Source organism: Ochrobactrum sp. PL_is483 (assembly GCF_055816855.1).
In genome coordinates, this window is record NZ_JBVPGS010000040.1 from 323,264 (window position 1) to 349,877 (window position 26,614).

23 protein-coding genes are annotated in these 26,614 nt (G+C 57.1%); 11 read left to right on the forward strand and 12 right to left on the reverse strand.

Annotation, left to right across the window (positions count from 1 at the left end):
• Positions 1-25 precede the first annotated feature (25 nt).
• The 3 genes from AC0TNJ_RS19685 to hemP are packed head-to-tail and all read right to left on the reverse strand — an operon-like array spanning position 26 to position 2,223.
• A complete protein-coding gene (locus AC0TNJ_RS19685) occupies positions 26-916 on the reverse strand; it encodes a heme/hemin ABC transporter substrate-binding protein (RefSeq protein ID WP_473772133.1) in 891 nt (296 codons plus the stop codon).
• A gap of 10 nt (positions 917-926) precedes the next feature.
• Positions 927-2,003 (reverse strand): hemin-degrading factor, encoded by a 1,077-nt coding sequence (locus tag AC0TNJ_RS19690; protein WP_473772134.1) that lies wholly within the window; start codon positions 2,001-2,003, stop codon positions 927-929.
• Positions 2,004-2,013: 10 nt separating this feature from the next.
• On the reverse strand, positions 2,014-2,223 hold the full coding sequence (hemP, locus tag AC0TNJ_RS19695; RefSeq protein WP_473772416.1) for a hemin uptake protein HemP: 210 nt from the start codon (positions 2,221-2,223) through the stop codon (positions 2,014-2,016).
• A 343-nt stretch (positions 2,224-2,566) separates the two neighbouring features.
• Between hemP and AC0TNJ_RS19700 the strand changes: the two genes are divergently transcribed.
• The 6 genes from AC0TNJ_RS19700 to AC0TNJ_RS19725 all read left to right on the forward strand — a co-directional run bounded on the left by AC0TNJ_RS19700 (position 2,567) and on the right by AC0TNJ_RS19725 (position 8,181).
• Positions 2,567-4,576, forward strand: coding sequence for a TonB-dependent receptor domain-containing protein (locus tag AC0TNJ_RS19700; protein ID WP_473772135.1), 2,010 nt, complete (start codon positions 2,567-2,569; stop codon positions 4,574-4,576).
• Between the two features lie 177 nt (positions 4,577-4,753).
• Positions 4,754-5,068, forward strand: coding sequence for a heme-degrading protein HmuQ (gene hmuQ / locus AC0TNJ_RS19705; protein ID WP_473772136.1), 315 nt, complete (start codon positions 4,754-4,756; stop codon positions 5,066-5,068).
• Between the two features lie 441 nt (positions 5,069-5,509).
• A complete protein-coding gene (locus AC0TNJ_RS19710; RefSeq protein WP_012093011.1) occupies positions 5,510-5,821 on the forward strand; it encodes a (2Fe-2S)-binding protein in 312 nt (103 codons plus the stop codon).
• On the forward strand, positions 5,787-6,272 hold the full coding sequence (bfr, locus tag AC0TNJ_RS19715) for a bacterioferritin (protein WP_006468896.1): 486 nt from the start codon (positions 5,787-5,789) through the stop codon (positions 6,270-6,272). The genes AC0TNJ_RS19710 and bfr overlap by 35 nt, the downstream gene beginning before the upstream one ends.
• 128 nt (positions 6,273-6,400) lie before the next feature.
• Positions 6,401-7,714, forward strand: a complete 1,314-nt coding sequence (rimO, locus tag AC0TNJ_RS19720) for a 30S ribosomal protein S12 methylthiotransferase RimO (protein WP_122003585.1) — start codon at positions 6,401-6,403, stop codon at positions 7,712-7,714.
• Entirely contained in the window at positions 7,714-8,181 is a 468-nt protein-coding gene (locus AC0TNJ_RS19725) for a GNAT family N-acetyltransferase (RefSeq protein WP_473772137.1), read from the forward strand. Before rimO ends, AC0TNJ_RS19725 begins: the two co-directional genes overlap by 1 nt.
• A gap of 75 nt (positions 8,182-8,256) precedes the next feature.
• Here AC0TNJ_RS19725 and AC0TNJ_RS19730 read toward each other — a convergent pair whose 3' ends face one another.
• The 6 genes from AC0TNJ_RS19730 to pcsA all read right to left on the reverse strand — a co-directional run bounded on the left by AC0TNJ_RS19730 (position 8,257) and on the right by pcsA (position 14,856).
• Entirely contained in the window at positions 8,257-9,324 is a 1,068-nt protein-coding gene (locus tag AC0TNJ_RS19730; RefSeq protein ID WP_473772138.1) for a BMP family ABC transporter substrate-binding protein, read from the reverse strand.
• An 82-nt stretch (positions 9,325-9,406) separates the two neighbouring features.
• On the reverse strand, positions 9,407-10,327 hold the full coding sequence (locus tag AC0TNJ_RS19735; RefSeq protein WP_473772139.1) for an ABC transporter permease: 921 nt from the start codon (positions 10,325-10,327) through the stop codon (positions 9,407-9,409).
• A gap of 4 nt (positions 10,328-10,331) precedes the next feature.
• Entirely contained in the window at positions 10,332-11,414 is a 1,083-nt protein-coding gene (locus AC0TNJ_RS19740) for an ABC transporter permease (RefSeq protein ID WP_473772417.1), read from the reverse strand.
• A complete protein-coding gene (locus AC0TNJ_RS19745) occupies positions 11,414-12,967 on the reverse strand; it encodes an ABC transporter ATP-binding protein (RefSeq protein WP_473772140.1) in 1,554 nt (517 codons plus the stop codon). Before AC0TNJ_RS19745 ends, AC0TNJ_RS19740 begins: the two co-directional genes overlap by 1 nt.
• A 108-nt stretch (positions 12,968-13,075) precedes the next feature.
• Positions 13,076-14,050 carry a quinone oxidoreductase family protein gene (locus AC0TNJ_RS19750; protein ID WP_473772141.1) on the reverse strand — a complete coding sequence of 325 codons (975 nt, stop codon included), beginning with the start codon at positions 14,048-14,050 and terminating at the stop codon, positions 13,076-13,078.
• Complete coding sequence (gene pcsA, locus AC0TNJ_RS19755; protein ID WP_473768589.1) at positions 14,050-14,856, reverse strand: phosphatidylcholine synthase; 807 nt, start codon at positions 14,854-14,856, stop codon at positions 14,050-14,052. The genes AC0TNJ_RS19750 and pcsA overlap by 1 nt, the downstream gene beginning before the upstream one ends.
• Positions 14,857-15,171: 315 nt before the next feature.
• On the opposite strand from pcsA, the gene AC0TNJ_RS19760 reads away from it, so the two are divergent.
• Together AC0TNJ_RS19760 and hspQ are read left to right on the forward strand one after the other, a co-directional pair.
• Positions 15,172-16,416: a UbiH/UbiF family hydroxylase gene (locus tag AC0TNJ_RS19760; protein WP_473772142.1), complete on the forward strand. Its 1,245-nt coding sequence runs from the start codon at positions 15,172-15,174 to the stop codon at positions 16,414-16,416.
• Positions 16,417-16,508: 92 nt separating this feature from the next.
• A complete protein-coding gene (gene hspQ / locus AC0TNJ_RS19765) occupies positions 16,509-16,847 on the forward strand; it encodes a heat shock protein HspQ (protein ID WP_122003577.1) in 339 nt (112 codons plus the stop codon).
• An 82-nt stretch (positions 16,848-16,929) separates the two neighbouring features.
• On the opposite strand, the gene AC0TNJ_RS19770 is transcribed toward hspQ, so the two are convergent.
• The gene (locus AC0TNJ_RS19770) at positions 16,930-17,547 is read right to left on the reverse strand and encodes an invasion associated locus B family protein (protein ID WP_006471370.1); all 618 of its coding nucleotides are present in this window, start codon (positions 17,545-17,547) and stop codon (positions 16,930-16,932) included.
• A gap of 348 nt (positions 17,548-17,895) precedes the next feature.
• Between AC0TNJ_RS19770 and AC0TNJ_RS19775 the strand changes: the two genes are divergently transcribed.
• Together AC0TNJ_RS19775 and AC0TNJ_RS19780 are read left to right on the forward strand one after the other, a co-directional pair.
• The gene (locus AC0TNJ_RS19775; protein WP_473772143.1) at positions 17,896-19,743 is read left to right on the forward strand and encodes an extracellular solute-binding protein; all 1,848 of its coding nucleotides are present in this window, start codon (positions 17,896-17,898) and stop codon (positions 19,741-19,743) included.
• A gap of 103 nt (positions 19,744-19,846) precedes the next feature.
• Positions 19,847-20,521 carry a DsbA family oxidoreductase gene (locus tag AC0TNJ_RS19780; RefSeq protein WP_473772144.1) on the forward strand — a complete coding sequence of 225 codons (675 nt, stop codon included), beginning with the start codon at positions 19,847-19,849 and terminating at the stop codon, positions 20,519-20,521.
• 21 nt (positions 20,522-20,542) lie between these two features.
• Here AC0TNJ_RS19780 and mfd read toward each other — a convergent pair whose 3' ends face one another.
• Together mfd and AC0TNJ_RS19790 are read right to left on the reverse strand one after the other, a co-directional pair.
• Positions 20,543-24,055 carry a transcription-repair coupling factor gene (mfd, locus tag AC0TNJ_RS19785; RefSeq protein WP_473772145.1) on the reverse strand — a complete coding sequence of 1,171 codons (3,513 nt, stop codon included), beginning with the start codon at positions 24,053-24,055 and terminating at the stop codon, positions 20,543-20,545.
• A gap of 13 nt (positions 24,056-24,068) precedes the next feature.
• Positions 24,069-24,356, reverse strand: coding sequence for an FAD assembly factor SdhE (locus AC0TNJ_RS19790; protein ID WP_122003574.1), 288 nt, complete (start codon positions 24,354-24,356; stop codon positions 24,069-24,071).
• A 149-nt stretch (positions 24,357-24,505) separates the two neighbouring features.
• Here AC0TNJ_RS19790 and recG point away from each other — a divergent pair, with 149 nt between their 5' ends.
• Positions 24,506-26,614: an ATP-dependent DNA helicase RecG gene (gene recG / locus AC0TNJ_RS19795; protein ID WP_473772146.1), complete on the forward strand. Its 2,109-nt coding sequence runs from the start codon at positions 24,506-24,508 to the stop codon at positions 26,612-26,614.

Below are 26,614 nucleotides of genomic sequence, written 5' to 3' on the forward strand. Positions count from 1 at the left end.
CTTGAACCGCGCAAGCCCGACCATGTTACTGCCCCGTAGGAGCGCCGTAGAGTTTTGCCGACAGGTCACGAATGGCAGCGCCGGTTCGCGGCCCGAAACCCAACAGATAGTACGCCTCCATCGAAATGATATTCCCGTTACGCCCCGCTGGCGTTGCCGCGATAACCGGGTTTTTCATGAGCGATTCCGGTGTCATCCCATCCGAACCTGTATCCATGATCAGGATCATGTCAGGCGCCTTCTTCTCAATGGCCTCGTCGGTCAGCTGCTTGTATCCGTGATACTCGCTGATCACGTTTTCACCGCCTGCAAGCCTGATCATGCCATCAGCTGCAGTGCCGGTGCCTGATGCCATCATGCGCCCGCCCGGAGCCGACAGTACGAAAAGCACACGTTTGCGAGGGTTGTGACCCGCCGCAGTCTTTTCAGCCGCTTCGATATCACGAGAAACTTCGGCGGCGAGTTCCTTGGCCTTCTCTTCCTGACCGAGAGCCTTGCCCACGATCTCGATTTTCCTGACGACGCTTTCGCCGGTGAAGGCCTCCGGCACGACGATCGTTGGCACGGACGCCTTTTTTAGAACATCGAGCGTATCCTGCGGGCCGCTGCCTTCCAGAAGCAGAATGCCGGTCGGATTGACCGAAAGAACGCCTTCGGGCGCAAGCTGGCGCATATATCCTACATCGAGCAGCTTCTTCGCCGCGTCGGGATAAATGCTCGTCTGATCACGCCCGGCGAGCATTTTTTCCGCGCCGAGAGCGTAGACTATTTCCGTCAGTGATCCGCCAACGGAAACAATGCGCGACGTGTCGGTGAAACGATCGACCGTTTCAGCGCAAGCCGTACCAGCAGCGAGCGACAAGGCGATGGCAACCAAGCCTGCGCCGCGCCTGAAACGCGTGAAGATGAACGACATCGCCGTCACCTTACGCAGCAGACGACTGCGGCAGATGCGGAAGATTTTCCGCAATCATGCGCCAGTCCGCCAGTTCCGCTTCGCCTTCATGACGCTCACCAAAAAACTGAACGATCAGCTCGCCATTGGCATCATAGGCTTCCAGCGATGTGACATGACCGTCCTTCGTTGGCTTGCGCACGACCCATACATCGGCAATGTGATCGGTGCGCAGATGCATGTGGAAAGTTGGGTCCAGCACATTCAGCCACGGCCCCATCATCTTGATCTCGTGGATCAGCCCCGTGTGAATCTGGATGCAGCCGCGACTTCCGACAAAGCACATGATTGGCAGCTTTTCCTGCACCGCATGGTTCATCATGGCTTCAACCGACGAGGTATCGACCCGCCAAGCGAAATCATGACCGGCCAGATGCACCGCTTGATGCCGATCAACGCCGAAATCCTTCAGCAGGCCGACAAACTGGTGCACATCGGTCAGAGCACCCCAACGCTCGCGGAATGCGTCAATATCGAGAAGAGACACATCCGCCTTCGGTCCCTTGGGAGCGAGGATGCTGGTTTCGATAACAGGTGACTGATCGTCCAGCAGTATATCAGCAACGAGCGCCTCATAGGCTGCAATATCAGAAGCTGGACGCAGGTGAATCTTGAAGACTGCCTCGCCCGTGGCGTCGAAGAACTGCAGGCTGCGGCGCGTTGCTTCGCCATCCTGTTTGGCGACAGCAAAACCGTGAACCCAGTGCTTCGGGAAAATGCGAAGGTCGATTTCCTTGCCAAGCGCCAGCGAAGCATGCGGGCCCCAGATCGTTTTTTCAAAAGGTCCGATCTTTTCATGAACAACGCTTTCATTGCGCGTCAGAGCCATGATTTCACCGACAGATGCGATGCGGTTCAACAGCGTTTCGACATCGGCACGAATGCGCCGCGCAGAAATCGGCGCTGTCTCGGGCTGCCCGCAATGTGCTGCAACAAAATCGGCTTCTGATACACTGAGGAACTGCGCAAAATCACGTTCACGCATTTTCGGATTATCAGCCCGTGCCTTGAGAATCGCCTCTGGGGAGGGCTTGGTATGGGTCGTCATCGGATGCTGCCTATTTGTTAAGGATGAGCTTGCCTTGGCGGGTTATCCTGAGGCGATAGAGAGAGCCGCCGTGCTCTATGCCCACTTCCCGGGAGCCGTCGAAAAGTTCGCGGCTGCCATAGGTCTTCAGTTGCGGCTCAAGCACACTCTCACCGAAGCGAGGTTTTATCTGAGCCGGAACAGTTTCGTTCGAATCGCTGCGGAGCTGGCTTTCAGGAATGCAATTTGCTGTCCGCTCGGAAACGGATCCGCGCGGCAACCGCACCTGCATGTCGATATGGATACGCCTGTTCATTCTCTTGCCTCAGCATCGACTTTCCACACGGTGATGACAGCAAATTTGTTTTGTTGACATCAACAGTCATGTTTATTAATCACTGCATTACTGGAATAAACGAGTCAAGTTTAAATCTCGCTTATTCCAGCGCCAGCCAGGGAGAAGTTTTCTTCCCAGCCAGCACGCGGCCTTTTCCCGAGGGGAAGTCATAAACAATTGAATTTTTTGGATTTCTTCGTCGACCATTGGCCGACGAAGCGCGTCTGGTCATGAAGGAAAATTGGAAATGCGGGCGACTGGTGGGGTTTACAAAAGGTCATTTCAGGCAAGCACGGGGCTTGCCGTCATTCTCGTGGCGATGACGTCACAGGCATTCGCGCAAGAGCAGAAAGCGGTTGAAGATGAAGCCGCCGTCGCGCTGAAAACAATCACTATTCGTAGAGCGAACGACGCGCAGGTGCCGACCTCAGTCACGGCGCCCGTGGGCAAGGTGAACCGCGAAGAGATCAATCGCTTCGGTGGCGCGAAACTCGATGATGTGCTGCGCGGAACCGCAGGCGTCTTCACCCTCCAGAGCGGCTCCAACCCGGGTGTCGCCGTCAATATCCGCGGCTTCGAGGGTTCCGGTCGCGTCAACATGATGATTGATGGCGTACCGCAGAGCTATCGCAATACCGCGCATGATGCGCAGGGCTACGCCTATATCGATCCCAACCTGCTCTCCGAAATCGATGTGGCGCGCGGCGCGGTCACGACTGAAGGCGGCACCGCTCTCGCAGGCAGCGTCAACTTCCGCACGCTCGGCGTCGACGATGTAATTCTCGACGGCAAGGACAAGGGCGTTCTCGGCCGTGCCTCCTGGGGCAGCAATGGCACCGGCTTTTCCGAAATGCTGGCGGGAGCAGCCCGCGTCAATTCCATCGGGCTTGTTGCCGCAATCAGCCGTCACGATTCCAACAACTACAAGAACGGCGACGGCGTTACTGTCGAGAAATCCGGCGAGGAACTGACCTCCGGCCTTTTCAAAGCCGAGTTCGGTCTTGGCGAGGATCAGAAGCTGACACTTGGTGGCGTGCTCTACAACAACCATTACGGAACGTATGCGACCGGCTACCGTCCGGGAACCTATACGATCTACGATATGTTCCTCCAGAACCGCACCTTCTTCGCGCAGTATAACTATAACCCGTCCGACAACAATCTCATCGGCCTTGATGTCAACGTGTACCACAACAGCACGCTGCAAAACTGGGTGGGCGGCAATGGCAGCTATGTAGGGCGTCAGATTTCAACGGACACCACAGGGATGACTGCCTCAAACACGTCGCGCTTCACCTTTGGTGATGTAGCTGTTGCGTGGAAGAACGGCTTTGAAATCAACCGCGACAATGCAGGCGGCAACATCACTGGCGTCAACCCCACGGATGCCAACTCCAATCGCGGCGCAGTCTTCTCGGAGGCGACCTGGAATTATCAGGCCCTGCAAGTCGTCACCGGCCTGCGCTACGATTATTTCAAGCTTGAGAGCGAAGACAGCTCCATTTCGAACAGCGATGGCGAACTCAGCCCCAAGGTCACAGTTGCTTATAACCTGACCGACTGGCTGCAGCCCTACATCACCTATGCGCATTCCATGCGCTCGCCAACCTTGCAGGAAACCTTCCTTGGTGGCGTTGCCCATGCAGGTACAACAGGTTTGCGGGGCAATCCAGACCTGCGCCCTGAAAAGCAGCGCGGCTGGGAGTTCGGCGTTAATATCGCACGCGACGGCATCTTTACAGCGGAAGACGGCCTGCGTGTTAAGGCCAACTACTACATGATGCGAGTTGAAGACTATATCACAGCCTCCAGCACGAACAGTCAGTTCATCAACGTGGACGGCACTTCCGATGTGAAAGGTTTCGAACTCGACGCCCGTTATGACGCTGGCTTCGCCTTCGCTGGCATTGCTTATACGCATTCCACCTCAGAACTGCCCAAACAGACGGCAGGGCTTGGAGCGAACCAGTATTTACCGGAAGATGTCGTAACGGTTACGGCGGGTGCGCGCTTCTTCGAGCGCAAGCTCGAAAGCGGCTTGCGGGTTCAGCACGTTTCGAGCGGCAGGAGCATCAGCGGAAGCGATACCGACCCCTACACGCTGGTGGATGTCTTCGCGAAGTACAAGTTCACCGATACGGTCGATCTTTCACTTCAGGTGCTCAACATTGCCGACAAGGAATACACTCCTGCTCTCAGCACCTATGGTTCTGGCCGCGGACGCACATTCCTCGTTTCGACCCAGTTCCAGTTCTAAAACTTCGGGAGGCGTTCTCGCCTCTCTTTCGAGATCGTCACATCTGCTAAGGCCGACCAACCTGACCGCGGCGGCCTTTTGATCCCGAGATGTGACGCGGCGAGTGCAGCCCTACCGCTGCACTCGCCGGAACTGTATAAAATAGCCAATCCCCAACCTGATGGAAAAGGATCAGCAATGTTCATAGCCATGAATCGCTTCAAGGTTCGCATCGGCAGCGAGGCCGACTTCGAGACTGTCTGGAAAAACCGTGACTCCAAATTGTCGGAACTGCCGGGTTTCGAAGGCTTTCACCTCCTGCGCGGCGCGACAAACGAAGAGGAAGGCTACACGCTTTATGCGTCGCATACAGTCTGGCACAATCGCGATGATTTCATCGCCTGGACCAAGTCCGAGCAGTTCCGCGATGCGCATCGCAATGCTGGCGATAACAAGCCGCTCTATATGGGGCCTCCGCAGTTTGAAGGTTTCAGCTCCGTCCTCGGTGCCTGACACCTATCCACAAGCTGCGGCGAAATGGCGCACAACATCATGGCGGCGCGATTCAAACGCCGCCATGAGGGCAATTAAACTCAATTGTCTTTTAAAGATGGGTAGTTAACTCATATTTAGAACGATTCCAAGTTATTGATTTTTAGAACCTTTCAAAAACATAAAAATTGACAGAACAAAGCTTCACCGGCCATAACCTGACTTAATTTGGTGGGTTTTAAAAGTCCCACCCAAGTACTGCCTTTAATGTTCGGGCCTTTAACCCTTGCAATTGGAGGAACCTTTGACCGGTTCAGTTCGGCCTTGCGCCACAAGCAAAATAAAGCTGCCAGTTTTTCTGCGTAGCCAAACAGTTGAAGTACAGTTAGAGCCGGTAAAGTCTCTCCACCCGATGCTTTTCGCGTCTGATTTCTGCTTTGCAGGCATGGGGGACGTCTCCTCATGCTAGTGTGCAGCTGCAACGTTATTACCGATAAAGACATTGAAGCCGTCGTTATCGAGCTTCTCGATCAGGATTGCTGGCAACTTATCGTTCCCGGTACCGTCTATAATGTCATGTCCAAGCGCGGCCGTTGCTGTGGCTGCTTCCCAAACGTCGTGGAAACGATCATAAGGGTGACTGAAGAGTATCATCTTCGTCATAACCAAATGGACGAAAACGTGGTCCAGTTCATGGATCGTGTACGTTCTCTACGCGACAAATTCGGGAGTTCATGGAATGAAAGGCGAACCAAAGGTCATCGAGCGGCTTAACGAGGCTCTGTTCCTCGAGCTTGGCGCTGTAAACCAGTACTGGCTTCACTACCGCCTCCTCAACGACTGGGGCTTCACGCGTCTTGCCAAGAAGGAACGTGAAGAATCGATCGAAGAAATGCATCACGCCGACAAGCTGATTGACCGCATTATCTTCCTGGAAGGCTTTCCAAACCTGCAGACCGTAGCTCCGCTGCGCATCGGCCAGAACGTCAAGGAAGTTCTGGAAGCCGACCTTGCAGGCGAATACGACGCCCGCGCTTCCTACAAGAAGTCCCGCGAAATCTGCGACGAACTCGGCGATTACGTTTCCAAGCAGCTTTTCGATGAGCTGCTGGCTGATGAGGAAGGCCATATCGACTTCCTCGAAACCCAGCTCGATCTTCTCGCCAAGATCGGCGAAGAACGTTACGGCCAGCTCAACGCGGCTCCTGCGGATCAGGCTGAGTAAGCAGATCCCCGTTTTGCGATTGGAAGCCGGAGCCCCGCGCTCCGGCTTTTTTTATCATCTTAACTTTACCGCTGCCCCTTTATCATGATATTGCGCGCGCAATTTTCCGAAATTCGCAAGGTATCACCATGAGCGCACCGCGCGTCAGTTTCGTTTCACTCGGCTGCCCGAAGGCGCTTGTCGATTCCGAACGCATCATCACCAGCCTTCGTTCCGAGGGCTATGAAATCTCCCGCAAGCATGACGGCGCCGATCTGGTGATCGTCAATACCTGTGGCTTTCTCGATTCAGCGCGCGATGAATCGCTGGATGCCATCGGCCTTGCTCTCAACGAAAACGGCAAGGTGATCGTTACCGGCTGCCTTGGCGCGGAGCCCGAGGTTATCCGCCAGCGCCACCCGAACGTGCTCGCGATCACCGGCCCGCAGGCCTATGAAAGCGTGATGAGCGCTGTGCATGAGGCGGCTCCTCCCGCACACGACCCGTTTGTCGATCTGGTGCCGCCGCAGGGCGTAAAGCTGACTCCTCGCCATTACGCTTACTTGAAAATCTCCGAAGGCTGCTCGAACCGCTGCTCCTTCTGCATCATTCCGGCGCTGCGCGGCGATCTCGTGTCGCGCCCGATTGATCAGGTGCTGCGCGAAGCGGAAAAGCTGGTCAAGGCTGGCGTCAAGGAAATCCTCGTCATCTCGCAGGATACGAGCGCCTACGGCCTCGACATCAAGTATCAGGAAGCCATGTGGCAGGACCGCACGGTTCGCACCAAGTTCCTTGATCTATCGCGGGAACTGGGCGAGATGGGCGTGTGGGTGCGTATGCACTATGTCTATCCCTACCCGCATGTCGATGAAGTCATTCCATTGATGGCGGAAGGCAAGATTCTGCCTTATCTGGATATTCCCTTCCAGCACGCCTCGCCTGCGGTGCTGAAGAACATGCGCCGTCCCGCCCATCAGGAAAAGACCTCGCGCCGCATTCAATCCTGGCGCGAAACCTGCCCGGACCTAGCCGTGCGTTCCACGTTCATCGTTGGCTATCCCGGTGAAACGGAAGAAGATTTCCAGCTGCTTCTCGACTGGCTCGATGAAGCCAAGATCGAACGCGCCGGCTGCTTCAAATATGAGCCGGTCAAGGGCGCGAAGGCCAATGACCTCGGCCTTGAGCAGGTTCCGGAGGAAATCAAGGAAGCGCGCTGGCATCGTTTCATGGCCAAGCAGCAGCAGATTTCGACCAACCTCCTCAAGAAGAAGGTCGGCAAGCGCCTGCCTGTTATCATCGATGAAGCAAATGGCACGGTCGGCAAAGGCCGCACGCGTTACGATGCGCCGGAAATCGACGGCAGCGTCCACATCCAGTCGCGCCGCCCGCTTCGCGTTGGCGACATCGTGACGGTGAAGATCGAGGCAAGTGACGCTTACGATCTGCACGGCATCGCGGTCTGATGGCTGCGGACGCAACCATAGCGATCAGAAAAGCCGCCTCGGCTGACGTGGCTGCGATGGTCGCCATGCTGGCCGATGATGCGCTGGGCGCCAAGCGCGAAGATGCGAGCCTTCCCTTGCGGGATTCCTATCGCAGCGCCTTTGTAGCCATCGACGCCGATCCCAATCAGCTTCTCGCTGTCGTGGAACAGGATGGCGAGATTATTGGCTGCATGCAGATCAGCTTCATACCCGGCCTGTCCCGGTTGGGCATGTGGCGCGGCCAGATCGAAAGCGTTCGGATTGCAAGCCACATTCGCGGCGGCGGAATTGGCCGCCGGATGATAGAGTGGGCAATCGATCAGTGCCGCGAACGCGGCTGTGGGCTGGTGCAACTGACAACGGACAAAGCGCGCTCGGATGCGCTGCGTTTCTATCAGTCGCTTGGCTTCGTCGATAGCCACGAAGGGCTTAAGTTGTCGCTTTAACAGGTAATCCCAATACATTGTAAGAAAACAAAAAGGGCGCAATGAGCGCCCTTCTCTGTTTCAACATGGAAAAGCTTACTGCGGCAGTTTGTCGTCCACACCCGCGACGTAGAAATTGAGGCCCAGCAGGGTCTTGTCATCAGCCTGTTCACCTTCCTTGAGCCAGACGGAACCGTCCTGCTTCTTGATCGGGCCGGTGAAAGGCTTCAATTCGCCCGACTTGATCTTGGCTTCGGTTTCTTCCGCCAGCTTCTTCACGTCGTCCGGCATGTTGGTGTAAGGCGCCATCTTCACGAGACCTTCCTTCATGCCCCACCAGACATTCTGGCTCTTCCAGCTGCCATCGAGAACGGCCTTGGTACGGTCGATATAGTAAGGACCCCATTCGTCTACGACAGCGGTAAGCTGCGTGTCGGGCGCGAACTTGATCATGTCCGAAGCCTGACCAAAGGCCTTGATGCCGCGGTCATGCGCCACCTGAATGGCGGCCGTGGAATCCGTATGCTGGGTAATGATGTCGACGCCCTGATCGATCAGAGCCTTGGCCGCATCGGCTTCCTTGCCCGGATCGAACCAGGAATTGGCCCAGATCACCTTGACCTTGAAGTCGGGATTGACGGACTGCGCGCCGAGCATGAATGCATTGATGCCCTGCACGACTTCCGGCACCGGCACCGAAGCGATATAACCGGCGACACCCTTGGTCGACATCTTGGCGGCAATCACGCCTTGAACATAACGGCCTTCATAGAAGCGCGCATTATAGGCCGACATGTTGTCGGCGGTCTTGTAGCCGGTTGCGTGCTCGAACTTCACATCCGGAAACTTCTTGGCGACCTTGAGGGTCGGGTCCATATAGCCGAAAGACGTCGTAAAGATCAGCTTGTTGCCGGCGCGCGCCAGACGTTCGATGGAACGTTCGGCGTCGGCACCTTCCGGCACGTTTTCCAGAAAGGTGGTTTCGATCTTGTCGCCGAGCGCCTCGACCAGTTCCTTGCGGGCCTGGTCATGCTGATAGGTCCAGCCGAAGTCGCCCGGAGGTCCGATATAGATGAAGCCGATTTTCAGTTTTTCTTCTGCATGCGCCGCGCCGCCGAGCATAAAGCTCGTCGCAGTAGCAATTGCCATAAGCGTCTTTTTCATGTTCCCTGCACTCCTTGTTTTTACCCACGAACCAAAACAAAAATCCTTGGGAGTGATTTTCGTTACCCCTTAACCGCTCGTCTTACCTGTCCGGCACGAACGGCTTGCCAAGCGAAGCCGGCGTATTCATCATCGTCAGGCGCTTGTTGCGCGAAATGATGACCAGCACCACAATCGTCGCAAGATAAGGCAGCGCAGACAGAAACTGTGACGGCAGTCCAAAGCCGAGCGCTTGCGCGTGGAGCTGGCCGATAGTCACCGCGCCGAACAAATATGCACCGATCAACACCCGCCACGGCCGCCACGAAGCGAAAACCACAAGAGCAAGCGCGATCCACCCGCGCCCTGCAGTCATGTTTTCCACCCACTGCGGCACATAGACGAGCGATAATTGCGCACCTGCAAGACCGGCACAGGCCCCGCCGAACAGCACCGCCAAATAACGCGTGCGCACCACATGCACGCCGAGCGCATGTGCCGAGCCATGGCTGTCGCCAATGGCACGCAATGTAAGCCCTGCCCGTGTGCGGAACAGAAACCATGCAACGCCAACAACCAGCAGAATGGACATATAGAAGATGGGGTCCTGACCGAAGATGAACCGCCCGACAAGCGGGATATCGGTCAAATAGGGAATATGAACCGCCTCAAGCCGGACGCCGGGAAGCCCGACAAAGCTCTCGCCGAGCAAGGCCGATGCCCCAACGCCGAGGATTGTAAGCGCCAGCCCGGTCGCCACCTGATTGGTGACAAGGGTGAGCGTGAGAAAGCCGAAGATTGCCGCGAACAGCACGCCGACCAGCACAGCGGAGACCAGACCCAGCCAAGCCGAACCAGTCATCTGCGCGATGGCGAAACCGGACACAGCCCCCATAAGCATCATGCCTTCGACGCCGAGATTGAGCACGCCGGAGCGTTCGACCACCAGCTCGCCGATGGCAGCGATCAGGAGCGGCGTTGCAGCAGTTGCGATCGTAAGGAGAATAGCCTGCGTCAAATCCATGAGATCAGGCCTTTCCCGCTCGGGCTGCGGATATGAACCGAATACGATAGAGGATGAGCGTATCGCAGGCGAGTACGAAGAACAGGATCATGCCCTGAAACACGCGTGCGGATTTTTCCGAGATGCCGATGGACACCTGTGCGGCCTCACCGCCAAGATAGGAAAGCGCCAGCACCAAACCGGCTGCAATCGCCCCCAATGGATTGAGGCGTCCGAGAAACGCAACGATAATCGCCGTGAAACCATAGCCCGGAGAAATGACAGGGCGGAGCTGGCCGATAGCGCCCGAAGTTTCCGCAATCCCCGCAAGGCCGGCAAGAGCACCCGAAACCGCAAAGACGAAGAACACCATCTTGCCCGCACTGAAACCCGCAAAGCGCCCCGCCCGCGGGCTTTGGCCGATTACCTTGATCTCGAAGCCTTTCAGCGTGTGCTTGAGCAGAAACCAGACGACCGCCGCCGCAACGAGCGCAAAGATGAAACCCCAATGAGCACGGCCCGATGCGCTCCAGATTTCCGGCAAAACGGCGCTATCATTGAACTGGCGGGTTTCCGGGAAATTATAGCCTTCGGGGTTGCGCCAAGCGCCGCGCACCAGCCAGTCAAGGAAGAGCTGCGCAACATAGACAAGCATAAGGCTGGTCAGGATTTCGTTCGTGTTGAAGCGTACTTTCAGCAACGCGGGTATGGATGCATATGCCGCCCCGCCTGCCATCCCCATAAGCATCATCACGGGCAGAACCACCCATGACTGCGAATCCGGGAACATGACCGGCAAGACCGACCCCGCTATCGCACCGGCGATAAACTGTCCCTCGGCACCGATATTCCAGTTGTTGGACAGAAAACAGACGCAAAGACCGACCGCAATCAGGATCAGCGGTGCGGCCTTTACCAAAAGCTCATGCCACGACCAGATATCGAACAAAGGCTCGACAAAGAAGACGTAGAGCGCATGCAGCGGTTCCTTGCCCATCATTGCGAAAGCAAGACCACCGAAAACCAGCGTCAGCGACAGCGCAAGCAACGGTGACAGGGCGCTGAAAAGTTTCGACGGCTGCGGGCGTTTGACGAGTTCGATCCGCATCATGCAGCCTCTCCTGAAACGCCGCCCATCAAGAGGCCGATCTTTTCCAGCGTGACTTCGGCAATCGGCACAGGATGGGAAAGCTGGCCGTGATTCATGACTGCGATCCGGTCGCTGATTTCAAGAAGCTCATCAAGGTCTTGGCTAATAACGAGAACTGCTGAACCGGAACGCGCAAGATCGACGAGCGCCTGACGAATATGCGCTGCAGCGCCAGCATCGACGCCCCAGGTTGGCTGGTTCACGACCATGACCGACGGTGAACGGTCAAGCTCGCGCCCGATGATGAATTTCTGCAGATTGCCGCCGGAAAGTGCCGACGCAGGCGGATTTTCAGCACTCTTGCGCACATCCATCCGTTCGATGATGCGTTTTGCAGCCGATCGTAGCGCGCTCTCCGCGATCAATTTCAGTTTGCCACCGCGCAGGAACATTTTTGAGTCGGTTTTGTACCGGGACAGGAACAGATTGTCGGTCAGCGTCATCGTCGGAACGGCGCCATGTCCAAGCCGTTCTTCCGGTACGAAGGCCGCGCCCATCATACGCCTTTCGCTAATACCGGACTTACCTGCATCCCTACCCCGGATACGCACATTCGAGGCGTTGGACTGCAATACTTCACCGGAAACAGCTTCGAAAAATTCGCCCTGCCCGTTACCCGCAACGCCCGCTATGCCAACCACTTCACCAGCAGCAACCGAAAGTGAAATATCTTTCAGGGCGGTCGAGAACGGTCCACGCGGCGGCTGTGACAGGGACCTGATTTCAAAAAGCGCATCTTCACCCGCATTTGCCGCCGCAATGGGGGTGCGCGCCACAACATTGATGTCGTTTCCAACCATCATGCGGGCGAGCGACGCGGCGGTTTCCTTGCGCGGGTCGCAATGCGCGACGACCTTCCCATGCCGCAGCACAGTTGCGCGGTCACAAAGGCGCTTCACTTCCTCCAGACGGTGGCTGATATAGAGGATGGACTTGCCTTCGGCTTTCAGGCGTTCCAGCGTTTCAAACAACTTGTCGGCTTCCTGCGGCGTCAGCACGGAAGTCGGCTCATCGAGGATGATGAGGTCGGGTTCCTGAAGAAGGCAGCGCACGATTTCGATACGCTGGCGTTCGCCAACGGACAGATCACCGACATGAGCCTGCGGATCGACTGGAAGACCGTATGTCTTACCAACCTCATACGCACGTTTTGCAACGTCTGAAAGCGGCAGGGAACGATCAAGCGATAGGGCGATATTTTCAGCGGCGGTAAGCGAGTCGAACAGCGAAAAATGCTGAAAAACCATACCAATGCCGAGTTTTCTTGCAGTGGCAGGTTCCTCTATCGCGACAGGTTGCCCCTTCCAGACGATTTTGCCCTCAAGGGGTTGGAGTGCGCCGAACAGCATTTTCACGAAGGTGGATTTTCCGGCGCCATTTTCGCCCAGAAGCGCGTGAATCTCGCCTTCCCCGATGGTGAGGTCTACACCATCACAGGCCCGCAGCTGACCAAAGACTTTCGTGAGCCGGCGGACATCAAGAAGAGGCCGGTCGGATAAAGGCGCTGTCATCGTTCCCCATTTGTATTTTTGAGCGACCTTAGCCAGCAAGTCTGCTCTTGAAAAGCACAAAAGCAAGCAGCGGTGGACATATGCACACCGCTGCAATCATCAGTCAGCTCAGGGCAACAGAATGGTCGTACCAGTCGTCCTGCGGGCTTCCAGATCCTCATGAGCCTTGCCCGCATCCTTGAGAGCATAGCTCTGGTTGATCTCGATCTTGACCGCTCCGCTTCCCACCACCTCGAAAAGCTCGGCTGCGGTCTTTTCGAGGTCGGATCGCTTGGCAACGTAATTGAACAGGGTCGGCCGCGTGGCGAAGAGCGAGCCCTTCTGCGCAAGAATGCCGAGATCGAAAGGCGGAATGACACCGGACGACTGACCGAAGCAGGCAAACATGCCGAGCGGCTTCAGCACATCCAGCGAGCCCATATAGGTATCGCGGCCAACGGAATCATACACCACATCGACGCCCGCTCCGTCCGTCAACTCCTTCACCTTTTCGGCGAAGTTTTCGGTACGGTAATTGATGACGTGATCGTAGCCGTGTTTTTTGGCCAGCGCGATCTTTTCGTCCGATCCTGCCGTTCCGATAACGGTAGCGCCAAGATGCTTCGCCCATTGCCCGGCAATCAGGCCCACACCGCCGGCAGCAGCATGGAAAAGGATCGTCTGTCCCGGCTCGACCCTGAATGTGCGCCGCAGAAGATATTGCGCGGTCATGCCTTTCAGCATCATCGAGGCAGCGGTTTTCAGGTCGACATTGTCCGGAACCTTCACCAGCCGGTCGACTGGAAGAATGCGTTCATCTGCATAGGAGCCCGGTGTCGCCACATAGGCAACGCGGTCGCCGACGCGAACATCGGCCACGCCCGGACCAACCGCTACGACCATGCCCGCGCCTTCGTTTCCGGGCGTGAAGGGCATCTGCGCCGCTTTGTAAAGGCCAGTACGGAAATAGACGTCAATGAAGTTGAGACCGACGGCTTCGTGGCGCACTTTCGCCTCGCCCGGACCGGGTTCGCCGATCGCGATCTGTTCATACTTCATGACTTCCGGCCCACCAGTCTGATGAACCCGAATGGCGTTGATCATCATGCTTCTCCACTCTTCCTTGCGGCGGCGGCTTTTTCAGCCGCGATGACAGTGGCAGTCCGTCCCAATCCCGGGAAAAACTGCATAACAGCGCCGATGAAATAGATGTAGAGCCCCGTCACGGATATGCCGACGCGGACCCATAGCGGCGCATCCAGAGTATAATAGAGCGCAGCTGCGCCAAAGGCACACCAGAGCAGGAAAACAGTCAGATTAAGCGGCCGCAGACGCACGACACGCACGGGATGCAGGAAGTTGATCGGCAGAAACGACAGGATTGCCGACGCGACAACCGTTGCAAACGCCACCCACTCTCCTGGCCTGACGATGAAAAGCGTAAAGACCACCATATTCCAAACGACCGGGAAGCCCTTGAAGAAATTTTCCTTCGTCTTCATGCCGGTATCGGCATAATAGATCGCGCTCGAAACCACGATGATTGCGCCGGATATGAAGGACAAATAGGTTCCCATGAACCCGCTTTGATAGAGCGCGAAGGCGGGTATCAGAACATAGGTGACGTAATCGATGATGTTGTCGAGAAGCTCGCCCGACCAGTTTGGCAGGACATATTTGACCTCGAGCTTGCGCGCGATGGGACCGTCGATGCCGTCGACGAAAAGCGCCAGCCCCAGCCACCACCACATCGCCGTGTAGCGACCGTCACTGGCCGCCACGATGGAAAGAAATGCCAGAAACGAACCCGATGCCGTCAGAAGATGTACCGAAAACGCCTTGGCTTGCGGCGCGGTGACTTTCTTGGCTTTGAGTTTTCCGGTCAGTTTGGTTTTCACGCCGTCCGCCATTTCAGTTTGTCGCCGCGCTTATCCCGCCCAAGACATTCCCCAAGGCGGCGAGTACATTTCATCAAACGGGGAACGCATACACCAAACAAAACCGGCATCCCCAAACCTCAGGATCATCTAAACACTTTCCCTTGGGAGAGCGGTGATCCTGCAGCAGCTTTCCCTGAATAAGCGCAAAAGAGCAAGTAAGGCATGAGGCAAATCCGCCATAATTCCACGGAAGAATGGCCTTTTGGCTGCAATTCGGTTTAAGTGCGGCTGGAATCATCAGACGGTGCACCAGGTTCGCACCTGTCGGACCAGGGATGAGACACGATGAACGATCTTGTTGCGAACAAGCCACTCACCGACATTATCATCAGCGGCGGCGGGCCTGCCGGAATGATGGCCGCGCTGGCCCTTGGCACGAAAGGCTATCGCACCATCCTGCTCGGACCGGAGACCGACAAGGGAGACCGTCGCACGACAGCGCTCATGATGCCCGCCATCAGGTTGCTGGAAGGATTGGGCGTCTGGCGGGATATCGAGCCGGAAGCGGCTGCTCTTGCTTCCATGCGCATTATCGACGCGACGCGGCGTCTTGTACGAAGCCCGGTCGTAACTTTCCGCGCCGGTGAAATCGATGAGGCCGCATTTGGCTACAACATCCCCAATGCGGTATTGAACGAAAAACTTGCCGAAGCAGTCGCACGCAATCCGAACATCCAGCGCATCAATGCACCCGTCATTGAATATCGCCACAATGGCGACCATGTAACGGTCACACTTTCCGGCGGCGAAACATTGCATGCCCGGCTTGTCGTTGCCGCAGACGGGCGCAAATCCATGGCTCGCGAAGCGGCGGGCATCCGCACACGCCGCTGGAGCTATCCGCAGACAGCTGTCGTTCTTTCTTTCTCGCATGTCGTCGACCACGAGAACATTTCGACGGAGTTTCACACAGAAGAAGGTCCCTTCACGCAGGTCCCATTGAAGGGGAAACGCTCAAGCCTCGTCTGGGTGGTCAATCCCGGTCGCGCCGAAGCGCTGCTTGCGCTTGATGAAACCACGCTCGCTCAACGCATCGAGAATATGATGCAGTCCATGCTGGGCAAGATCACGCTCGATATTGAGCCGCAGGCCTGGCCTCTTTCCGGCCTGGTGCCTCACGTCTTTGCGGCCAGGCGCACGATTCTCATCGGCGAAGCCGCTCACGTCTTTCCGCCAATCGGCGCGCAAGGGCTCAATCTGGGTTCGCGTGATGTCGAAACGCTGGTCAAGGCTATAGAGAGCGACCCGGTCGATCCCGGTTCGGATCGGGTCATTCGCGCCTATGACCGTGCGCGACGCCCGGACATTCTGGCACGCACCGGCTCGGTCGATGCACTCAATCGTTCGCTTCTCTCTGATATGCTCCCGGCGCAGATCGTGCGTGGGGTTGGCCTCGAAATGCTTCGCTCGTTTGCTCCACTGCGCGCGTTTTTCATGCGGGAGGGACTTCGCCCCGGCAGCGGTTTCTTGCATTTGCTTCCGAAGCTGCCGAGCCTCCCGCACCGAAGCGACGGAAAGCGCTCCAGCTAATTCGGTTTTGAGCCAATCCGAAACATCAGACTGACAGAATTGCGGGTTCCCGCCGACTTTAATTTGTCGCGCGGTGAACTACATAATGTTGCATGGGTATGACACAGATAAAGCACGCAAAATTTCAGATCGGCCAGGTCGTCAAGCACCGGCTGTTCCCCTTCCGCGGGGTGATCTTCGACGTGGACCCCGAGTTCGCGAATACAGAAGAATGGTATGCGTCCATTCCCGAGGAAGCACGTCCGCATCGTGATCAACCCTTTTACCATCTGTTGGCTGAAAACGCGGAATCCGAATATGTTGCTTATGTATCGGAACAGAACCTTGTTCCAGATTTAAGCGGCGAGCCTTTGCGTCATCCTCAGATCGACGAAATGTTCGATCGGCTGGACAACGGTTCCTATCGCGTGAAATCGCAGCATTCTAATTAAGATAGAGCTTTCTCTTGAAATCATAGCTTAAAAGAAAAGGGGCGCTCCGGGCGCCCCTTTCTCGTAACAGACTGGATGCAACTTAGTTCGCTGCGCCCTTTGCCTTGTCCTGTTCAGCCTTCATCTTGGCTTCAAAGTCTTTCTGCTTCTTCTGGACGGCGTCCTGAAGTTCCTTCTGGCGTTCTTCCAGTTCCGACTGCTTGAGGGCTGGGCCGGTCAGAGCGCCAGAGAAACCGGTGAGCGCTACCGGAATCGGGTTCGGCTTGTTCTGATAGTTGACCGAAGTCAGGGTCAGCTTGCCGCCCTTCTTGAGCGCATTGATGAGATCGTCGGTCAGCGGAGCTTCGGCGATGCAGCGATCCGGGAAGCAGATGCCGTATTCGAGCTTGACCGGCTTGTTGTTGTCAATCTGAAGGCCGACACCGGCAGGAATCAGACGGCCGATAGGAACGGTCACCTGAAAGATCTTGCGGTTGATCTTGCCCTTAATCTCGATGAGGTTGACGGCAGTCAGGAGCTGGCCGGAATCCGCGGTGACGATGTTCTGCGTGTTGCAGATGTCATTGTCTTCCTGCTTCGAGCAGACCTTGAACCAGCCCTGTGGCGGCTGCTGCGCCGATGCAGGCATCGTCGCGGAGGCAAGCAGGGCGAACGCGCCAGCAATGGCAGATGCGGCAGCGATTGTCTTCGTGCTGGACATGATCAACAGGTTCCTTTCAACGCTCTGATCTATAGTTCCCGTTCTGTATTTAAGTCAGCGATAGACCGTCACTGGTTTGAAAATGCGGCAACAGCGTGACCTTGAGGGTTTTAGCCCCCATTCAGGCCCTATGCAGGCCCAATCCGGAGCCGTGTTACAACGACTAGGGGTATGAATCCAGATGAGTTTCGACATTCCATGCTCGGAATCCGCCAAAATCTTTGTTTTAGCTCCCACTGTCACGCGGCGGACACGCCCTAATTCCGCACTTAATGTACGATCATGCTAGTTTTCGGTTCCGAATCGGCGTCTTCGGATGCGACCTTCAAACTTATTTACAATGGACGATTGAAGTTGAACGGATTGATTGCCTTTCTCCGCAAATTGGTTCTTGCGAGCCTGACCGGAGCCGCCGTCGGTACGATGCCCGCACAGGCGATGGCAGAAGCACAGCCCGACTATGCGCTCTCCATGCACGGAGACGTAGCTCTGCCAGCCGATTTCACCCATTTCCCCTATGCTAACGCCGACGCGCCGAAGGGCGGCGCCCTCACAATGGGCGTTGTCGGCACGTTCGACAGCCTCAATCCATTTGTTCTGAAAAGCATGCGCACGACCGCGCGAGGTCTGTTCGGTGATGTTGATCTCGGCAATCTCGTTTACGAAACCCTCATGCAGCGCTCGCGAGACGAGCCATTCACCCTTTACGGCCTGCTGGCTGAAAGGGTTGCAGTCGATCCGGAACGCAAATGGGTCGAATTCACCCTGAACCCGAGGGCGAAATGGTCTGACGGCCAGCCGGTTACGGTGGACGACGTGCTCTTCACCTACGACATCCTGACGGAAAAAGGGCGCCCCCCCTACAACAACCGGATGAGCCGTGTCGAAAAGATCGAGAAGACGGGCGAACGCTCTGTCCGCTTCACCTTCAATGACAAGTCGGACCGCGAGTTTCCAATGCTCGTTGCGTCGTCGATGCCTGTGCTGCCTAAGCACGCCATTGATCGCGAAACCTTCGGCAACTCGTCACTGAAACCACCTGTCGGTAGCGGCCCGTACCTTATTTCCGGCGTGCAACCCGGCCAACGTATTGTGTACAAGCGCAGCCCTGACTATTGGGGCAAGGACTTGCCCTCACAACGCGGGCTCAATAATTTCGATACGTTGACGATTGAATATTATCGCAATGAGACTTCCCTGTTCGAGTCGTTCAAGAAGGGCCTGCTCGATGTTTTCATCGAAGCAAACCCGACACGCTGGGAAAAGCTCTATGATTTCCCGGCTGTAAAACAGGGACGGGTTATCAAGGACAGCTTTGAAAAAGGCACGCCAGCAAATCTGCTGGGATTCGTATTCAACACGCGCCGCCCGATTTTTGCCGACCGCCGGGTCCGGCAGGCGCTGGGGCTGCTGTTCGACTTTGAATGGGCCAACCGCAATCTCTTTGCCGATCAATATCGGCGCACGCAGAGTTACTGGGAAGGATCGGAGCTTTCTTCCGTCGGCAAGCCGGCAGACGATCGCGAGAAGCGATTGCTTGCGCCTTTTCCCGACGCTGTCCGCGAAGATGTCATGAATGGCACCTGGCACCCGCCAGTAACGGACGGCAGCGGCCATGACCGCACGCCAGCAAAGAAGGCCTTTGATCTGCTGACAGAGGCCGGCTTCCGGTTTGAACACGGTCTTGCGGTCGATCCTTCGGGCAAACCGCTCGCGTTCGAAATCATGACGCGCTCTCCCGACGAGGAAAAGGTCGCGCTCGCATATAAGCGCAATCTCGCGCGGCTAGGCATTACTGCAGAAATCCGCACCGCAGATGATGCCCAGTATCAGCAACGCCTGCAGACATTCGACTATGACATGATACTCGGCGCGCTGACCGGCTCGCTTTCGCCCGGCAATGAACAATGGATGCGCTGGGGTGCGGCCTCGCGGGATGTGCAGGGAAGCTTCAACTATCCCGGCGTTGCCGATCCGGCGGTCGATGCGATGATCGAAGCGCTGCTGACCGCAAGAACCCGCGCAGATTTCGTCAGTGCTGTCCGCGCGCTTGATCGGGTGCTTATCTCGGGCGACTATTACGTTCCGCTTTACTATCTGCCCTATCAATGGGTGGCGCGGTGGGATCGCATCGAACATCCACAGAAGACTTCGCTCTACGGTTTTCAACTGCCGACATGGTGGCGCGCAAAATAATGAGCGGGCTTTAACGCCAGCGTAATTCGCCCTACATGCACCCAATATAATATGGATACTCGACCGGAGGCTAAACCTCCGGTTCCTGCACGGAGATTGAACCATGGCCGCCAGAAAGATAACTATCGATGTCGTGTCGGATGTCGTCTGCCCATGGTGTTTTCTAGGGCGCAAGCGCCTCGAAGCGGCTCTCGCCATGGTGCCGGACGTGGAGGCTGAGGTGCGCTGGCGCCCCTTCCAACTGGACCCTACCCTGCCTCTGCAAGGCAAGGATCGCCAAGCCTATATGCGGGAGAAATTCGGCAGCGGCGGCAAGATCGATGACATTCATAAACAACTGACCGAGCTTGGTGAGGAAAACGGCATCGTGTTCGATTTCGACGCCATCGCCCGCGCGCCGAATACGCTCGACGCACATCGCGTCATCCATTGGGCGGCGCAGGCTGCACCCGATACGCAGGATCGGATGGTTGGCCTGTTGTTTTCGCTCTATTTCGAGCAGGGACAGGATATTGGCGACCATGAAGTGCTGGTTGATGCGGCGGCAAGCGTCGGCATGGACGCAGCAGTTGTCGCCCGGCTCCTCCAAAGCGATGCCGACAAGGCGACAATTCGCGAGGAGATCGACACTGCCAGCCGCATTGGCGTGCGCGGCGTGCCCTGTTTCATCATCGACCAGAAATACGCTGTCATGGGCGCACAGACGGCCGATGTCCTTGCCGACGCCATCCGTCAGACGGCCGAAGGTTTTGAGCCGGGAATTGCCGAGGACCGATAGGCCGAAAATAACGGCGGGGGATTAACCCGCCGCGATTTTCGCCAGTTGCGTCATGATGACGGCGGAACCGTTGAGACGCTTTTCCGGCGTCGGCCAGTCGCGGATGAAGACGATGCTCTGGTCCGGTCTGATCTTGGCCATGGAGCCCTGTTCGCCGATCATCTTCACCAGACCGACCGGATTGTTGAAGGTCGCATTGCGGAACTGGATCACCACGCCCTTCGGACCGGCGTCGAGCTTCTCGACATTCGCACGGCGGCAGAGCGCCTTGATGTAAACGATCTTGAGCAGATGCTGCACTTCGTCCGGCATCGGGCCAAAACGGTCGATAAGTTCCGCGCCGAAGGCATCGATATCCTGCGGCTCTTCCAGATCGGCGAGACGGCGATAAAGGCCGAGGCGCAATTGAAGATCGGGAACATAGGCTTCCGGAATCATCACCGCCGTGCCAATAGCGATCTGCGGCGACCACTGGCTGTCTTCAACCTCGATCGTTCCCTTGAGCGTGGCCACGGCTTCTTCCAGCATTTGCTGATAAAGCTCGAAACCGACTTCCTTGATATGGCCCGATTGTTCCTCGCCGAGCAGATTACCCGCGCCACGAATATCCATGTCGTGGCTGGCAAGCTGGAAGCCCGCCCCCAGCGTGTCGAGCGATTGCAGAACCTTGAGGCGGCGTTCCGCCATCTGCGTCAGCATCTTGCCCGCAGGAAGCGTAAACAACGCGAAGGCGCGCTGCTTGGAGCGCCCGACGCGACCACGCAACTGGTAGAGCTGCGCCAAGCCGAACATATCAGCACGGTGCACGATCATCGTGTTGGCCGTCGGAATATCGAGACCCGATTCCACGATGGTCGTGGACAGAAGCACATCGTACTGGCCGTCATAGAAGGCGTTCATGATGTCATCGAGAACGCCCGGCGCCATCTGGCCATGAGCCACGGCCACTTTCAGTTCAGGCACATGGGTTTTCAGGAATTCCTCGATCTCGCCAAGATCGGAAATACGCGGGCAAACGTAGAAGCTTTGACCACCGCGATAACGCTCACGCAGAAGGGTTTCGCGAATGACGAGCGGATCGAAAGGCGAAACGAAGGTCCGCACCGCCATGCGATCGACGGGAGGCGTAGTAATGAGCGACAGTTCGCGCACACCGGTCAGCGCAAGCTGCAAGGTGCGCGGGATTGGTGTGGCTGACAATGTCAGCACGTGCACGTCCGACTTCAGTTCCTTCAGCCGCTCCTTGTGCTTGACGCCAAAATGCTGTTCTTCATCGATGATGAGCAGCCCGAGATTCTTGAACTTGATCGAATTGCCGAGCAGCGCATGAGTGCCGACGACAATATCGACGGTTCCTTCTTCCAACCCCTTCTTGGCCGCTGCAAGCTCCTTCGTCCCAACGAGGCGCGATGCATGGGCAACATTGATGGGCAGGCCATGGAAACGCTTTGAGAAGGTCTTAAAATGCTGGCGCGACAAAAGCGTCGTCGGCACGACAACCGCGACCTGAACGCCGCTCATCGCCGCAATGAAAGCAGCACGCAGCGCCACTTCCGTCTTGCCAAAGCCGACATCGCCACAGATGAGGCGATCCATCGGCTTACCAGCAGCCAGGTCGTCCGCGACAGACTCGATTGCCGTCAGCTGGTCGTCGGTTTCATCGTAGGGGAAGCGAGCGGCGAACTCGGCATAGAGACCATCCGGTGGCGTCATGACCGGCGCGCCGCGCATCTGGCGTTCGGCAGCGATTTGGATCAGATGCCCGGCAATCTCAAGGAGCCGCTTCTTGAGCTTGGCCTTGCGCATCTGCCATGCGCCGCCACCCAACTTGTCGAGAACCGCATCGGACCCTTCCGAACCATAGCGCGACAGAAGCTCGATATTTTCGACAGGCAGGAACAGCCGGTCGTCGCCTGCATAATGGATTTCAAGGCAATCATGCGGCGCACCCGCCGCCGTGATTGTCTTGAGGCCAATAAAACGACCGATACCGTGATCAACGTGGACGACAATGTCGCCAGTCGTCAGCGAGGCGACTTCCGAGATGAAATCCTGATCGCGCTTGCGGCGCTTGGAACGGCGCACCAGACGGTCGCCGAGAATATCCTGCTCGGCCACGATGACGAGATCGTCAGCGTCGAATCCGCTTTCAACGGCCAGCACAGCCGCCGTCACCTTATCGCGTGAAAGCGCCTTGACCGTGGAAAGCCGGTCAACCGATTCGATCTTTTCCAGCCCATGCTCGTCGAGCACTTGCAAAAGACGGTCCAGCGAACCTTCCGTCCAGGCAGCAACCAGCACCTTTTTGCCCGTAGCACGCAGTTCGGCAATATGCTTCACCACGGCTTCAAACAGGTTCACGTCGGTGGCGGCGCGTTCCTCGGCGAAGCTGCGGCCCTTATGCACATCGGCATGAATAATCGTCCGCCCTGTAACCTCCGGCGCGCCAAACGGCGTCAGGTCAATACGCATCCCACCGGCTTCAGCGTGTTTCTCAACTTCCGCAGGAGTAAGATAAAGCGTTTCCGGCTTAACCGGCTTGTAAGGCACGGCATCGCTGCCCGGTTCCTTGCCTTCCGCCTGCCGCAGCCGCGCCTCGTAATGGTCGACGACCATCGTGTGGCGTTCGGTCAGCGCCTCGTGGACGAGGTGGTCAAAGACCACCGGCATATTGCCCGCATGATCGAATACGGTATCGAGTGTGTCATAGAACAGCGGCAGCCAGTGTTCCATGCCGGCAAAACGGCGACCTTCACTGATCGCCTGATAGAGCGCATCGTCACGCTGTGGTGCGCCGAACATGGCGACATAATTCTTGCGGAACCGGCTAATCATTTCGGCTGAGAGCGTTATTTCGCTCATCGGCTGGAGCACGAATTCCTTGCGCGTTCCGGTCGTGCGCTGCGAAGCAGGATCGAAGGCGCGAATCGTCTCCAGCGTGTCGCCGAAGAAATCGAGCCTGAGCGGTTCTTCCGAGCCCGGCGCATAAAGATCGAGAATGCCGCCGCGCACGGCAAATTCGCCAATATCACGCACCGTCGACACACGTTCGAAACCGTTGCGCTCCAGCCGGGATGCCAGATCGTTCATATCCAGCTGGTTGCCGGGACGTGCAGAAATCACCTGTTCGGCGATTGCCGCCTGAGGCGGCAGCTTTTGCAAGACCGCATTGGCTGTGGTCAGGACGACGGCTGGATGCGGCGTCTTCTTGAGTGCGGCCAATGCACCGAGCGCTGTGAGTCTGCGCGCAGCAGCATCCGCTCCCGGCGACACGCGATCATAAGGCAGACAGTCCCATGCGGGCAGATGCAGAACCGGTATATCCGGGGCCACGAAACCCAGCACCTGTTCAAGATCGGCAATGCGCTGCCCGTCGCGCACGATATACATAATCGGTCCGCGTTCGCCGATCTCTTCCACCAGCCGAGCGAGACAGAACGCCTCGTAACCGTCGGCAACACCGTCGATCACGATATGACGTTTTGCCCCGGGCGCGCTGGAGGACTTGAGACCTAGTTTGCTGAAAACGGGCATGGGAACCTTGAACTCAGAATTCAATACGGTCGCGGAAGGCGACAATATCGCGGAACAGGGGCGTGTCGAAATCGGCCGGGATCGGGCTTTCGCCCGTTACCCATTTGAGAAGATCGCGGTCAAGCACTTCGAGAATATGCTCGAACTCATCAAGCTGCGGGTCAGTGAAGCCGACAATATACTCATCCGCATATTGCCCGAGGATCAGATCCATCTCGCGCATACCGCGGTGCCACGCGCGAAACAGAAGTTTGCGGCGCCGTACATCCAGATTTTCCGTCGCCAATATGCTGCCAGTCATCCTCGGTAAGCTCCAGTCATTCAAATTGCTGCTGGTATATAGCATCTGCGCCGCAAACGGGAACCCGTTTATCCAACAGGAACAAAAAGAGCACAGAAAGATTGCGCCTCGCCCTTGCACGGCGAGACGAAGCAGTTAATGCTCCCGCCATGCGTCCATCTGTTCTTGACCCGTTTTTTGCTTCCGTTCGTTCGCTTTCCGGCATTGGCCCGAAGGTCGCGGCTCTGCTCGGCAAACTGCTCGGCACTGACATACCGGGTGCTGAGCCGAAGGTTGGCCAGCTTCTGTTTCTGGCCCCGCATAGCGTAATAGACCGGCGCAACCGCCCCGGCATCGTCAACGCGTCGGAGGGTGCAATCGTCACGCTGGAAGTCACTGTCGACCAGCACCAGCCGGCGCCGCCCGGACGCGGAAATGTCCCGCATCGCGTCTTCGCGCATGACGAGACAGGCGAAATTGCGCTGACCTTCTTCCACGCGCAATTGCCGTGGCTGCAAAAAATGCTGCCCGAAGGTGAGACCGTCATCGTGTCGGGCAAGGTGGAATGGTTCAATGGCCGCGCCTCCATGGTCCATCCGGACTATATTGCGAGCCTGGAAGATGCGGCCAATCTGCCAATGGTCGAGCCAGTCTATCCGCTAACTGCGGGCCTGTCGTCCAAGACGCTGGCGCGTGCCGTCAAGGAAGCATTGACCCGCGTGCCTCCGCTGCCGGAATGGATCGACCCGCCTCTCCTAGCGCGGGAGCGCTTCACCAGTTTCCAGCAGTCGCTCAATACGCTTCACCTGCCGGAAGACCCTTCCGATATCGCGCTGGAAAGCATTTCGCGACGCAGGCTCGCCTATGACGAATTTCTGGCCGGACAATTGGCGCTGGCTCTCGTGCGCGCCAAGACGCGGCGACTTTCCGGTCGCCCTCTAGAGGGCACAGGACGCATCGTCGCCGAAATCATGCGGCACCTGCCCTATCGCTTGACCAAGGGGCAGGATCAGGCCGTTCGCGAAATCATCACAGACCTCAAATCGCCGGAGCGCATGTTGCGGCTTTTGCAAGGCGATGTCGGCTCCGGCAAGACGGTGGTGGGGTTGCTTTCCATGGCGCACGCTGCCGAATCCGGCGGTCAATCCGCTCTTATGGCTCCGACCGAGGTGCTCGCACGCCAGCATTTTGCGACGATTGCACCGCTTGCCGAAAAGGCAGGACTGAAGGCAGCGCTCCTGACTGGCCGCGAAAAGGGTCGTGACCGGAATGCTGTACTTGAAGGATTGAAAAGCGGTGACATCGACATCGTCATCGGCACGCATGCGCTGTTTCAGGAAAAGGTCGAATATCACGACCTCGTTCTGGTCATCATCGATGAACAACACCGCTTCGGCGTGCATCAACGCTTGATGCTGACAGCCAAAGGTTCGGCACCGGATATGCTGGTCATGACGGCGACGCCCATTCCGCGCACCTTAGTCCTCACCGCCTTTGGCGACATGGATGTGTCGAAACTGACCGAGAAGCCCGCCGGACGCCAGTCCATCACGACTGCCATAGTACCGATGGAGCGCATGGGCGAACTTGTCGAGCGCATCCGTAAGGCCGTCGGAGAAGGACAGAAAATCTACTGGATTTGTCCTTTGGTTGAAGAATCCGAAGTCGTGGAATTGACATCCGCCGAAGAGCGCTTTGAGAGCCTCAAACCCGTCTTTGGAGATCGCATCGGCCTTATCCATGGCCGCATGAACGGAGCGGAAAAAGATGAGGCCATGCGGGCGTTCAAGCAGGGTGAAACCCGGGTTCTGGTCGCCACCACAGTGATCGAAGTCGGCGTGGATGTGCCCGATGCGACGATCATCGTCATCGAACATGCCGAACGCTTCGGCCTGTCGCAATTACACCAGCTGCGCGGGCGTGTAGGCCGCGGCGATAAACCATCAACCTGCCTGCTGCTTTACAAGGGGCCGCTCGGTGAAGTCGCGCAAGCCCGGCTGAAGGTAATGCGCGAGACGGAAGACGGTTTTCGCATCGCCGAGGAAGATCTGAAACTGCGTGGCGAAGGCGAATTGCTCGGCACACGGCAATCAGGAACGCCGGGTTTCCGTCTGGCTTCCATCGAAGCGCATGGCGATCTTCTGGAAATCGCCCGCAAGGACGCACGCTATGTTCTGACGAGCGATCCAGACCTGGAATCCGAACGCGGACAGGCGCTGCGGATATTGCTCTATCTCTTTGGGCGAGACGAAGCGATCAGGCTCTTGCGGGCGGGATAG

Excerpts from the sequence above, each read along its gene's own strand:
- AC0TNJ_RS19690 (WP_473772134.1), bottom strand. The coding sequence starts at position 2,003 with ATGACGACCCATACCAAGCCCTCCCCAGAGGCGATTCTCAAGGCACGG.
- mfd (WP_473772145.1), bottom strand. The coding sequence starts at position 24,055 with ATGCCCGTTTTCAGCAAACTAGGTCTCAAGTCCTCCAGCGCGCCCGGG.
- AC0TNJ_RS19790 (WP_122003574.1), bottom strand. The coding sequence starts at position 24,356 with ATGACTGGCAGCATATTGGCGACGGAAAATCTGGATGTACGGCGCCGC.
- AC0TNJ_RS19745 (WP_473772140.1), bottom strand. The coding sequence starts at position 12,967 with ATGACAGCGCCTTTATCCGACCGGCCTCTTCTTGATGTCCGCCGGCTC.
- AC0TNJ_RS19730 (WP_473772138.1), bottom strand. The coding sequence starts at position 9,324 with ATGAAAAAGACGCTTATGGCAATTGCTACTGCGACGAGCTTTATGCTC.
- AC0TNJ_RS19710 (WP_012093011.1), top strand. The coding sequence starts at position 5,510 with ATGCTAGTGTGCAGCTGCAACGTTATTACCGATAAAGACATTGAAGCC.
- AC0TNJ_RS19725 (WP_473772137.1), top strand. The coding sequence starts at position 7,714 with ATGGCTGCGGACGCAACCATAGCGATCAGAAAAGCCGCCTCGGCTGAC.
- AC0TNJ_RS19685 (WP_473772133.1), bottom strand. The coding sequence starts at position 916 with ATGTCGTTCATCTTCACGCGTTTCAGGCGCGGCGCAGGCTTGGTTGCC.
- bfr (WP_006468896.1), top strand. The coding sequence starts at position 5,787 with ATGAAAGGCGAACCAAAGGTCATCGAGCGGCTTAACGAGGCTCTGTTC.
- AC0TNJ_RS19735 (WP_473772139.1), bottom strand. The coding sequence starts at position 10,327 with ATGGATTTGACGCAGGCTATTCTCCTTACGATCGCAACTGCTGCAACG.
- AC0TNJ_RS19760 (WP_473772142.1), top strand. The coding sequence starts at position 15,172 with ATGAACGATCTTGTTGCGAACAAGCCACTCACCGACATTATCATCAGC.
- AC0TNJ_RS19750 (WP_473772141.1), bottom strand. The coding sequence starts at position 14,050 with ATGATCAACGCCATTCGGGTTCATCAGACTGGTGGGCCGGAAGTCATG.
- rimO (WP_122003585.1), top strand. The coding sequence starts at position 6,401 with ATGAGCGCACCGCGCGTCAGTTTCGTTTCACTCGGCTGCCCGAAGGCG.
- recG (WP_473772146.1), top strand. The coding sequence starts at position 24,506 with ATGCGTCCATCTGTTCTTGACCCGTTTTTTGCTTCCGTTCGTTCGCTT.
- AC0TNJ_RS19780 (WP_473772144.1), top strand. The coding sequence starts at position 19,847 with ATGGCCGCCAGAAAGATAACTATCGATGTCGTGTCGGATGTCGTCTGC.
- AC0TNJ_RS19700 (WP_473772135.1), top strand. The coding sequence starts at position 2,567 with ATGCGGGCGACTGGTGGGGTTTACAAAAGGTCATTTCAGGCAAGCACG.
- AC0TNJ_RS19740 (WP_473772417.1), bottom strand. The coding sequence starts at position 11,414 with ATGCGGATCGAACTCGTCAAACGCCCGCAGCCGTCGAAACTTTTCAGC.
- hspQ (WP_122003577.1), top strand. The coding sequence starts at position 16,509 with ATGGGTATGACACAGATAAAGCACGCAAAATTTCAGATCGGCCAGGTC.
- hmuQ (WP_473772136.1), top strand. The coding sequence starts at position 4,754 with ATGTTCATAGCCATGAATCGCTTCAAGGTTCGCATCGGCAGCGAGGCC.
- pcsA (WP_473768589.1), bottom strand. The coding sequence starts at position 14,856 with ATGGCGGACGGCGTGAAAACCAAACTGACCGGAAAACTCAAAGCCAAG.
- AC0TNJ_RS19770 (WP_006471370.1), bottom strand. The coding sequence starts at position 17,547 with ATGTCCAGCACGAAGACAATCGCTGCCGCATCTGCCATTGCTGGCGCG.